Source organism: Bradyrhizobium sp. 23 (genome assembly GCF_023073295.1).
Taxonomy (GTDB): Bacteria; Pseudomonadota; Alphaproteobacteria; order Rhizobiales; family Xanthobacteraceae; genus Bradyrhizobium; species Bradyrhizobium canariense_D.
The window spans coordinates 187,112-197,215 of the sequence record NZ_JADPJF010000109.1; the positions used below are offsets into that span (position 1 = coordinate 187,112).

The following is a 10,104-nucleotide window of genomic DNA, read 5'->3' on the forward strand; positions in this document are numbered from 1 at the left end:
TGTCATGCCTTTGCAGGCAAGCAGGAAGAGCATTGTTTTTTGGAAGTGAATCGCTAAGGGCTCCGCCCTCGCGCGGGCAAGGGTGAGGCACCTGACGGCGCCGGCCGAAGCGGTATCCCCGGTCTTCCGCGCCAAGGATCTTCATGACGACCAAAGTCGTCATGGCGCGTGCAGACGCGCGCTGATCGAGCGCGCCCTTGTCAGGCGGGTGATCCCCCTCCGCTTCGGCCGCCCTTGCCCTTGCTACCCCAGGTCTCGCCGACGGGCAGGGTTGCAGCGCAGCGCTGCGCTTCAACCTCAGCCCACAGGAGAAACGACCATGAACATGATGACTTTGTCGCAAGGCCAACAGCCCGCTTCCGGCGGCTTTCGTGTGGATGTATCGCGTGGCCAGCGGATTGGCCGTGTGTCATCGGAATGGTTCTCGCGGCCGGACGACGAACGTTATTTGAACCTGCCGGACCTCTATGACGCCGTGCGCGGTCGCGCCGAGCGCGCGCAGACGCGGACGGTGGAGAGCCGGGCCATCCGGGTTGAGGCCAACAGCAACAATTCCGAGCGGTTGGCCTTGATGGTCCCGGGACGTGACGAGCCGGTGGCCCCCACCCATTGGAGCTTCGGCCAGTTGTGCACGCTGGTCGGCGCGCCAACGTCCTATTTGCGGCAGCTTCCCGCGGCTCTGTCAGGCATCAATCTGCAACATGGCTTCCTGACACACCGCGCCGAGCTCGTGAAAACCCTCGAGGCCGATAACGGGCGGGTCGAGCTTCGCGCCGTCACCGGGCCGGACTATGGCCGTATCTGGGACCATGAACTTGTCGCCGCTGTGATGAAGATCGCGGGCAACGGCACCGGCGACACGCGGTGGAAGGTGCCGGGTGTGCTGGATTGGTCAACGATGACCCACAATCCCTTTGTAGATGTGACGAAGGACACGACAACGCTCTACGCCAGCGACCGCGACGTGTTCCTGTTTCTGGTCGACGATACCAACCCGATCGAGGCAGGCCGGTTGCCGGATGGATCACCGGATTTGTATTTCCGGGGATTTTACTGCTGGAATAGTGAAGTCGGCAGCAAGACGCTCGGTATTGCGAGCTTCTACCTCAGGGCGGTCTGCATGAATCGCAATCTGTGGGGCGTGGAGAACTTCGAGCAAATCACGATCCGGCATTCGAAATTTGCGGCGCAGCGTTTCGCGCATGAAGCGGCGCCAGCGCTGACGAGCTTCGCCAATTCCTCGCCCGCGCCGTTCGTGGCCGGCATCAAGGCGGCGCGTGAACGTATCGTTGCCCGCACCGACGAGGACCGGGAGGCCTTCCTCCGCAAAGGCGGGTTTTCGAAGTCGGAGACGACGAAGATCATTGAAACCGTTTTGGGCGAAGAAAACCGCAAGCCGGAAAGCATCTTTGATTTCGTGCAGGGGATCACGGCGCTGGGCCGCACTAAGTCGCATCAGGATGCGAGGCTTGAACTGGAGGGGAAGGCAAAGCGCCTGATGGAGCGTGCAATCTGACACTGTGGGCCGCGCAATCGGCAACGGTCGCGCGGCTACTCCCCGAAAGCCTATGGCATCGTCGCCGGTCCGGCGAGCCGGACCGGCGACGATGACGCGTGTCCGCGTCCGGTCGCTCGCCGGGCCTTCGGCCCGGCTCGCGGAAGGTCAGGATCGAACCTTGGACATTCTTTCCTCAAGCAGGTCTGCTGGCCGGACCTCCAATGCTTGGGCAATCTGCCAGACAGTGAGCAATGTAGCGTTCTGCAGCCCTCGCTCCATGCTGCTTACGAAGGCCCGATCAACGCCCATGCGTTCCGCCACGGCCTCTTGGCTCAAGCCAAGGGCCAGGCGAAATCGACGCGCGTTCGCTCCAAAGACCTTGCGAATATCCATCCGCAGGATAGGGAAGCAATCGCGTATTCTAGCGCTACGTGTTGTAATGCGCGGAAACTGGATGTTGAGTAGCACGGACGGAGCTTCGATTGCTGAAATGTGCGGAAATGCGGCTTCTTGGGGCCTCGCGCGGGCAGGTGGCATGCCATATGCTACGGCACCGAACTATTCGAGCCGGCAAAGCTCGCGGCTCGCGACTTGGTTTCGATCACTCGCATATTGAAGTCTCTGATGTCGAAGCCGCAGCTAGATCCTGACGTCGCGGATGTCGCGCCGAACGAGCCGGCGCTGACGGCCTATGACGAACAGCATGTCGTCACGTACATTCGCCTTCTGCAGGCGGACGGCGAGGAGGCGGACTGGCGTGAGGTCGCTCGAATCGTCTTGCATATCGATCCCGAGCGAGAGCCGGAGCGTGCGCAGAGCGCATATCAGAGTCATCTTGCACGCGCCAAATGGGTGACCGAGCAGGGACGTCTCTTACGTGGCGCCGGCTCAAAATAGAAGAGAATCGCCGACGAGGGGCTTGCAGCCGGAATGATTTTCTTCCGCTTACCGGTGGTCATTCTCATGCACCACGTGGTGCTAAACTAGGGGCTTCCTACAACCGCGTCGTTCATAGTTATTGCGGCGCAATCCTTGTTAGCTGCGTGCAATGGGGCGGAAGCAATGCCTGAATTCGACTGGCGATCGCCGGATTCGTTTAAGAGCCTAGAGAACGCTGAGATCACTGAAATCGCCTGGGTGGGCCTTCGTATGAACGTGGATTATCAGCGTGACTACGAGGCGATTATCGCCAACAGTTCAGATGACCGAGGAATTCAGGAGGAGGTGGGGCCTCTGCTTTCGCCCATGACCCGCAGCGGTCGCCACGAGCAGACAATCTTTTGGGCGCCCGAGGTTCTACCCACCGTCGTCCCTGTCGCTGTAACCGCTTCAACGCCTGGTCAAAGCCCAACGCCTCAGCCGCGGCTTGATCTTGCATCTGGTCAGGTGCGCCGTGCCGCTGACGGCTGGCATGCTGTGCTGCAAATCGGTTCGGCGGAGCATCGCATCTGGTCGAAACAGCCGCTGACCGCGGGCGCTCACTATGCGGCCGAGTTGCCGCTTGACCGCGATTTCGAGGCCCGCGCGCATGCCGCCACGCGGCTGTGGCGCGCGATGAATGGACGCGCGCCGGGACCTCCGTTTCATCGCCTGCCCAAACAGCGGCGCGAACGACTTTCCGCAGCCCTTCGGGCGGCCGCCGCGTATCTCGCCGGCGCGACTTATCGCAGCATTGCAGAAGCTCTGTTTGGCAAGGCGCGCATATCGGATCGTGCCTGGAAAACACACGATCTGCGCAGCCGTACCCGTCGCCTTGTACAAAGCGGCCTCGCATTTGTGCGCGGAGGCTATCGCAAGCTGCTTCGGCCCAGGCGCAGGGACGGGTAGCGCCCCTCCTGGGGTGCCGAAAATCGACGTCCCGATATTCGGCATCCCCCTCCGAGACCGCGCTCCTCCATGATGACCGCACACGCGCCGGCGCCGCCATGCGCGGTGCGCCGTCACCTTGGAGTGCTCAAATGCCCGATGCAATGACCGGACTGCCCCCGCGCTTCCTGCGTACACCGGAGGCCGCGCGGTATCTTGGTCTCTCGGGACGCACGCTTGAGAAGCACCGGACGTACGGCACCGGGCCCACCTATCGGAAGATTGGCGGACGTGTCGTCTACGCCCTGGATGATCTCAAGGCGTGGGCCGATCTCGGCGCCAAGACGTCGACGTCCGACCCCGGGAAGGGGACCGTGCTGCCCGCAAAGAAGCACCCGGTGCTGCGCCCGTATGCGGGCCAGGAACGTCGCTGATCGCCGCCTGAGAGCAGTGACCATGCGGCGCAAACACCATTCCGAGCGCGACCAGCTTGAGCTCTTTCGGGCGCTGCCCGGCGACCTCGCGCCGCGCGACGCGCAGGATCTGATGGCTTATCCATTCTTCTCGCTCGCAAAAACAAAGCGGATTGTACCGATCGATTTTCGTCTCGGTGCGATAGCAATTCGTGTCGAAGCCGTGCCGGAACATGGCATGGCGACCATCTGGGATGCAGACGTTTTGATCTGGGCCGCGTCTCAGATTGTCGAAGCCCGTGAAGCCGGCTTGAAGACGTCGCGCTTGATGGCTGCAACACCTTACGAGATACTGACGTTTGTCGGCCGCGGCACCAGCGCGCGCGACTATGACCGGCTGAAGGCGGGTCTCGACAGGTTGCAGTCAACGACCGTGCTGACGTCGATCCGTCAGCCGCCAGAACGGCGGCGGCATCGCTTCTCCTGGATCAACGAGTGGAAGGAGACGGCCGACGCTAACGGTCGCCCATTTGGGCTCGAGCTGATTTTGCCGGATTGGCTCTATGCCGGCGTCATCGATGACGCGCTCGTGCTCACGATAGACCGCGCCTACTTCGATCTGACGGGCGGACTTGAGCGCTGGCTTTACCGCCTCGTGCGCAAGCATGGCGGGCGTCTGGACGGCGGCTGGAGCTTTGATCTTGTGCACCTCCATGCCAAGTCCGGCATCCTCTCGCCGCTCAAGCATTTTGCTTACGACGTGCGGCAGATCGTTCAGCGCCAGACATTGCCGGGCTATCAGCTCGTGCTCACAGGCGACCCGAACGGCACCGAGCGGCTGAACTTCGCGCCTACGCCTGTTGATCCCGTTACGGCACGCCTGCACCGGCGCGGTCTCATTCCAAATTCGGAGGACAACCTGTGAATCAGCTCGTGCTACCGGGGACCGCAACCCTCGTGCTATCGGGGACCGGAATCGAGCTTAAGCGCTTGTTTCTCCGCGCTTTCCAGCCGCTCTAACTTTACTGACATACTGACACTAACTTCTTGTTGTGAATCAGTACGTTGTGAACAAGTCGGCTGCGCGTGCAACGAGGATGCCTCATGTGCTCACTCTGTCACGCGCAAAATTTCGCTGCAATACGATTGTTATCTCCAATCTGCGCGCGCGAACGCGGTCGCGCGCAAATCTTCGCGATCGTTGGCGTCGACATCATCGCCTGGTGCGCGTCACGTCCTTTTGCGGCCACTCGCTCGTCGAGGAGAACTCGCTAACATCCGTGGTTGGCACGATGGCCACCACAAGCCGGAATCTGAGGAAAGGGCGGTCAGGCTAACCAGCGCCGTGCGTGATGGCTTCAAATGTCGTTATGAAGCCGCCGGCAAGAAAAGTTGCGATCTCACCCAAATCCCCGTCTCCTCGGGAGACGCCGCTCCGCCGTGGCGGAAGGAGAAGGCGCGCGTGGAAGCGGCCGGGTCGCGGAGGCCCTTACATCGCCGCAGCGACCCGGCCGCGCTTGCCGCCGGCGCCAAACCGGAACGTGGTGCCATCGATCCAGATCTTGTGCAGCAGCACCGCGCGCGCTCGCGCCACCGCGGTCGCCGCGCGCTTCAGACCCTTCTTCCTGGCCAGCCGCAGCCCCCACAGCCGCAGCTTGAAGTTCTTCGGAATGCGCGTGAGGATCGCGATCGCTGCCTCATACAGCATCGCCCGCGTCAGCCCATCGCCGCATTTGGAGATGCTGCCGATCCGGTCGGTCTGGCCGGATTGATAGCGCCGCGGCGTCAGCCCGAAATGGGCGCCGACATTGGTCGACTTCCTGAATCGCGCCGGATCGTCAACGGTGGCACGAAACGTCAGCGCCACGAGTGCGCCGACGCCGGGCACCGTCATATCCGTCGCACCGCGCTGTCGCTGCGCGCCGCCGTCAGCTCCAGGCGGTGCAGTTTTGCCAACTGCAGCCGCATCGCGTTGCGGGCGTCCAGCAGCGGCGCGACAATGGCTTCCATTTCCTTCTTTCCGGCCATGATCTCGCGCACCCGCGCATCAAAACGGCCGACCGAGATCTCGCCGACCTTGAGGCCGAACGGGCGCAACAGGCCGCGGATCATGTTCTCCATGTCCAGCACCTTGCCGAGCATCGCCTTGCGCCCGACCAGCAGCGCGCGCAGCGTTTGCGCGCGACGTGCTCCGCGCGGAACCAGCCGGTCCGCATCATCTGCGCAATGCCTTTGGCGTCGTTCCGATCGGTCTTGTTCAGCATGGCGTTCAGCGCCGCCTTGGCATGGCGGGTTTCGATGCAGATCACGGGCAGGCCCTTTTCGGCAAGCGCCGTGAACAGCCGGGCGCTGTACGAGAAGGCCTCCAGCCCGACGCGCTTGAGGGGGATTCCCCATTCCGCCAGGAACAGCTCGATCGCATCCGGATCGGTCTCGAGTTTCGCTTCCCGGACCACCTTGCCGTCACCGTCCACCACGCAAATGTTGGTCGCCTCCAGCGACACGTCGAGCCCTGCATAGAAGTCCATCATGCGCCTCCACCGCCGATCGCCGGCACGCACCGCGCGTTCCGTTCGCGAATCGCTGTGAAGCATTTTCGCAGCAGCACGGCCGGCGAGGGGGCACCGGTCAGTACCCCGGCTAACCAGAAGTCCTTCGGATTTCTTCTAACGGACCAGGCCACAAGCCGCCCTGGCGGCGACTGGCAGTGGCGGGCCGTCGGTCGTGCTTGCCGCCAGAGGCCGTGCAGGTACTTCACTGTCCCCAAGGCTCACCGCTCCCCATTCCTGCCTCAGGGAGCAACGGCATGAGCGATCTCACCGAAGTGGAGGTGCTGTGGCTCGAGAAGCGGATCGAGAACCGCATTCGGTTCGGTCGCGTCGTCAGGGAACGGAAGCTTGATCGCCATCGGCGCGTCCTGTCATTTGCGCCCGGCAGCATCTTTGCCTTCGTCCGATGGACCTCCAACGACTTTGGCACGATCATTTCGCGGATTGACATCTTGCGCGCAGTTGCATCGGGACAGCGCTGCTCGACCGTACCGTATGTGAAGCCCGGCGGAGAGATTCTACTGCGTCTCTCTGGCTGGCCGAAGGTCGAGCGCGTGCTGCAGATGACCGATGCCATTGAGGCGCTCGGCATCGATCCCGCCGACGTCGCGCCTGATCATTGGCATCACGTTCACAACCGCCTGTCTGTCAACGAAAACCCGCGCCCCTACACCAAGGCACGCCACCAGGCCTGGCTCCATCGTCAGAGGGTGATGCGATGACAGGCCGCTTGAAGACGCTGACCGCAACGTTTGGCGCCGCTGCCGCGCTTGTCGCAACAACCGTCCTGAAGCCGCTTCCACTCTACATCTGGAATGCATCGGGAGCGTGCCAATCGGTCTCTATCGTTTGCGCCCAGCGAGGCGCTTCCATGTTACCGAGCTGGTCGCAATTCAGCCGCCGGAGCCGCTCGCGACCTTTCTCGACCTGAACGGCTATCTGCCGGTCGGCGTCCCCATGCTCAAGCGGGTCTTGGCGCTCCCTGGGCAGACGGTCTGCAGAAACGGGCTCACGATTTCGGTCGATGACATCACAGTCGGCGAGGCGCGGAATCGCGACGGCCGCGGCCGGCCGCTGCCGAAATGGCAGGGTTGCCGCTTGGTCATCGACGGTGAGCTGTTCCTCATGAACTGGCAGTCGGACGACTCCCTTGACGGTCGATATTTTGGATTCATTCCCGCGTCGGCCGTGATCGGCCGTGCCCTGCCGGTGTGGACGTGGGAGGAATGATCGTGCGTGTTCTGCATTTGCATCCTGCCATTCCTCTGTTCGATCAAGTGCAGGACCATTCCTCCGTTCTCTAATCGCGGCCCATCATGCAAGCCCTTTCTTTCCCATTCTCAGCACACCCAAAGATGCTAGTTCTTTCCGTCGAACCGATGGCGAGCAAAAGTTTGTTTGGCACGGCGAGGTCAAGCCCGGAGCCGCCGAAGGCGGGGGCGCAAAGCGCCCGGCTTGAGCTCGCTGGGCCAAACAAACAAACTGTTCCGCCAGTTTCGATCCTATGCCAAGCTGCTGTCCATAGTGTCAGTCGCTGCCGAGTCCACGGTTCTCTTCGCAGTCCGATTGGCTCAACGGCTGCATTTATGCGTCAGAAGGTCGGCGCCGCTATGTCCCGAGCGCGGCCTGCATTTCTGCAGCCGCAGGAGGAATGGCGCGTCGCCGGCGCTCGTCCCGGCAGGGACCTCTCACCGCCATCGCTGACAGCGGATCTCCACGCTGTTTGTACCTATTAGGCGATCGCGGCGCGGTACCCCACTGGAATGGCGTCCCGTCACGCCACATGTGATGCAGGATGACCGCCAGTTTCCTCGCAACTGCGACCATTGCCCGTTTGCTACCCAATCGTTCGATCAATGCGCGTCCCCATTCCTGGAGTGGAGAGGGTCGAGAGCAGCGGCGCAGCACGACGCAAGCAGCCTCGTAAAGCAAGGTTCGCATAGCTGGGTCGCCAGCACGCGAGATAGCTCCAGCCCTGTCGGTTTCACCCGACTGGAATCTCCGAGGAGTAAGCCCGAGATATGCAGCGACGGTTCGCGAGCGCTTGAACCGGTGTGGATCTTCGACCGTGCCTATGTACGAAAGCGCAACAATTACGCCGACGCCAGGGGCAGTCATGAGACGCTTGGCGATCGGATCGGCCGATGCCCGTCGGCAAAGCGCGCGGTCGAAGACTGCGATTTGCTCCTGCAGGGTACCGAGAGCAATCAACATTGGTTCGACAATGGTCAACAGCACCGGATTGTCCTGGATCGCCGACCGGGCAATTTGGATGTATCTCCGCTGACTTCCGATCTTGAGGATCAAACCGAAAGTCTTCAGCAGTCCGCGGACCGTATTCTTGATCTTCAAGGCCGTGCTGACGAGCTGGGCGCGTGCGCTGATCATCGCGCGGATTGCGTAGGTATCCATACTCTTGACCAGCACTTGCCGGTACCAGCCAACGCGAACGACCTGTGCGATCCCTTGCGCGTCGTTGGCATCAGTTTTGTTAATCTGGAGCGACAACGCTGCCTTGGCATGACGGGCGTCGATGCAGATAATTGGCACTCGGCGCTTCTTAAGCTCGTGGAAGAGCCACACGGAAAGCATTCCGGTCTCGAGGCCGACCCGCATAGCATTTGGCGCGTGCTTGCAGACAAGTTTCTCGATTTCGTCTGGCGTCGATGCACAACATCCTCGCCAAAGCGTTTGACCGGTTTCGTCGACAACGCAAGCTTTGGTTTCTTCAAGCGACACATCAAGACCAACATATTGAGCCATTGGGTGCATTGCATTGCTCCTTCGACGGGGAATCAGTGCGGAGAGCCTAGCAATGAGTGTTCTCCGCGATTACCCCATGTCCCGACCAACGATTGCGCAGCCGTCGCGCACAGCAGCGGTCCAGGGCGGCCGAAAGGCCGGCGCGAAGCGGCTTTACCCTGGACGGGCGCGAGCACGGCGGCACGCTTGCGTTTGTTCGAGAGGAGCCTGCTCGCTGTTGTACCGTTGCTCGCTGCGCTGACCGTGAGCAACGTTCCTGCTGTCGCCGAGACGCAACCCGCGAACCCCCCAGCAAGATATGCAACTGGCGAGCCATTTGCGGATTTCGTCGAGCAAGCCTCACGTCGCTTCGGCGTGCCGGAGCGTTGGATACGCACAGTCATAGGCGTCGAAAGCGCCGGAGACGTGCGTGCAAGGTCACCGAAAGGCGCCATGGGGCTGATGCAGATCATGCCCGAGACGTGGGGCAGAGCTACGTCTGCGGTACGACCTCGGCAATGATCCCTATGATCCTCGCGATAACATTCTTGCGGGGACCGCGTACCTTCGGGAACTGCACGACCGGTACGGCTCACCGGGCTTCCTTGCGGCCTATAACGCGGGACCTGGTCACTACGAAGAACATCTCGCCGGCGTCCATTGCCGGCTGAAACCGAAGCCGATTTGCAGAAGCTTGCGCCTGTCATCGCTAGCGACATGGCAGCTTCTGGTGCCATCGCGAATCTGCGGCTACCAGCAGCGGCGCTCTTTGTTGTGCGATCTGAAAGTACGAACACTACTGACCCGCTGCAGGCCGTCGTCAAATCGGGCTCCGACGGCAACCTCCGTGCACGACATCTCGGCTATCCTGCCACCGGCAACAGGGTTGTTCGTCGCGAGATCTGGTGCAGGCGGCTCGCGATGACTGAATGCGCAAGCTGGCATGCAGTGGCGCACGTTGGAGATGAACGGGCGGAAAGGCGAGCGCAGTGGGCAGGTACGACATCAGGACGGCCGCCCGTAATCGGTCTCCTGCAGAACTTGCGGCGGCGGAGCAGATGGTCTGCGCGATGAATATTGCGCACACTGCACCGGC

10 protein-coding genes and 2 pseudogenes are annotated in these 10,104 nt (G+C 61.9%); 9 read left to right on the forward strand and 3 right to left on the reverse strand.

Going from position 1 to position 10,104, the window contains the following annotated elements; translation table 11 throughout:
- The first annotated feature begins 325 nt into the window (after positions 1 to 325).
- Positions 326 to 1,516, forward strand: a complete 1,191-nt coding sequence (locus tag IVB32_RS28500; protein ID WP_247384447.1) for a DUF932 domain-containing protein — start codon at positions 326 to 328, stop codon at positions 1,514 to 1,516.
- 147 nt (positions 1,517 to 1,663) lie between these two features.
- On the opposite strand, the gene IVB32_RS43115 is transcribed toward IVB32_RS28500, so the two are convergent.
- Positions 1,664 to 2,035: a helix-turn-helix transcriptional regulator gene (locus tag IVB32_RS43115; RefSeq protein WP_346731112.1), complete on the reverse strand. Its 372-nt coding sequence runs from the start codon at positions 2,033 to 2,035 to the stop codon at positions 1,664 to 1,666.
- A gap of 87 nt (positions 2,036 to 2,122) precedes the next feature.
- Here IVB32_RS43115 and IVB32_RS28510 point away from each other — a divergent pair, with 87 nt between their 5' ends.
- The 4 genes from IVB32_RS28510 to IVB32_RS28525 all read left to right on the forward strand — a co-directional run bounded on the left by IVB32_RS28510 (position 2,123) and on the right by IVB32_RS28525 (position 4,642).
- Positions 2,123 to 2,395, forward strand: a complete 273-nt coding sequence (locus IVB32_RS28510; protein ID WP_247297704.1) for a DUF2285 domain-containing protein — start codon at positions 2,123 to 2,125, stop codon at positions 2,393 to 2,395.
- Positions 2,396 to 2,560: 165 nt separating this feature from the next.
- The gene (locus IVB32_RS28515; RefSeq protein WP_247412050.1) at positions 2,561 to 3,325 is read left to right on the forward strand and encodes a DUF2285 domain-containing protein; all 765 of its coding nucleotides are present in this window, start codon (positions 2,561 to 2,563) and stop codon (positions 3,323 to 3,325) included.
- 131 nt (positions 3,326 to 3,456) lie between these two features.
- The gene (locus tag IVB32_RS28520; RefSeq protein ID WP_247412053.1) at positions 3,457 to 3,738 is read left to right on the forward strand and encodes a helix-turn-helix domain-containing protein; all 282 of its coding nucleotides are present in this window, start codon (positions 3,457 to 3,459) and stop codon (positions 3,736 to 3,738) included.
- A 22-nt stretch (positions 3,739 to 3,760) separates the two neighbouring features.
- A complete protein-coding gene (locus tag IVB32_RS28525) occupies positions 3,761 to 4,642 on the forward strand; it encodes a replication initiator protein A (RefSeq protein WP_247412056.1) in 882 nt (293 codons plus the stop codon).
- Between the two features lie 564 nt (positions 4,643 to 5,206).
- Here IVB32_RS28525 and IVB32_RS28530 read toward each other — a convergent pair.
- Positions 5,207 to 6,245: pseudogene (locus IVB32_RS28530) on the reverse strand (IS110 family transposase).
- A gap of 278 nt (positions 6,246 to 6,523) precedes the next feature.
- Here IVB32_RS28530 and IVB32_RS28535 point away from each other — a divergent pair.
- Both IVB32_RS28535 and IVB32_RS28540 read left to right on the forward strand, forming a co-directional pair.
- On the forward strand, positions 6,524 to 6,988 hold the full coding sequence (locus IVB32_RS28535) for a DUF2840 domain-containing protein (protein WP_247296851.1): 465 nt from the start codon (positions 6,524 to 6,526) through the stop codon (positions 6,986 to 6,988).
- Positions 6,985 to 7,496: pseudogene (locus tag IVB32_RS28540) on the forward strand (S26 family signal peptidase). Before IVB32_RS28535 ends, IVB32_RS28540 begins: the two are co-directional and overlap by 4 nt.
- Before the next feature lie 378 nt (positions 7,497 to 7,874).
- On the opposite strand, the gene IVB32_RS28545 reads toward IVB32_RS28540, so the two are convergent.
- Positions 7,875 to 9,038 carry an IS110 family transposase gene (locus IVB32_RS28545; RefSeq protein ID WP_247412060.1) on the reverse strand — a complete coding sequence of 388 codons (1,164 nt, stop codon included), beginning with the start codon at positions 9,036 to 9,038 and terminating at the stop codon, positions 7,875 to 7,877.
- A gap of 345 nt (positions 9,039 to 9,383) precedes the next feature.
- Here IVB32_RS28545 and IVB32_RS43120 point away from each other — a divergent pair, with 345 nt between their 5' ends.
- On the forward strand, positions 9,384 to 9,530 hold the full coding sequence (locus IVB32_RS43120) for a lytic transglycosylase domain-containing protein (protein WP_346731113.1): 147 nt from the start codon (positions 9,384 to 9,386) through the stop codon (positions 9,528 to 9,530).
- Positions 9,531 to 9,582: 52 nt separating this feature from the next.
- A complete protein-coding gene (locus tag IVB32_RS42675) occupies positions 9,583 to 9,933 on the forward strand; it encodes a lytic transglycosylase domain-containing protein (RefSeq protein WP_253075429.1) in 351 nt (116 codons plus the stop codon).
- Positions 9,934 to 10,104: the final 171 nt, after the last annotated feature.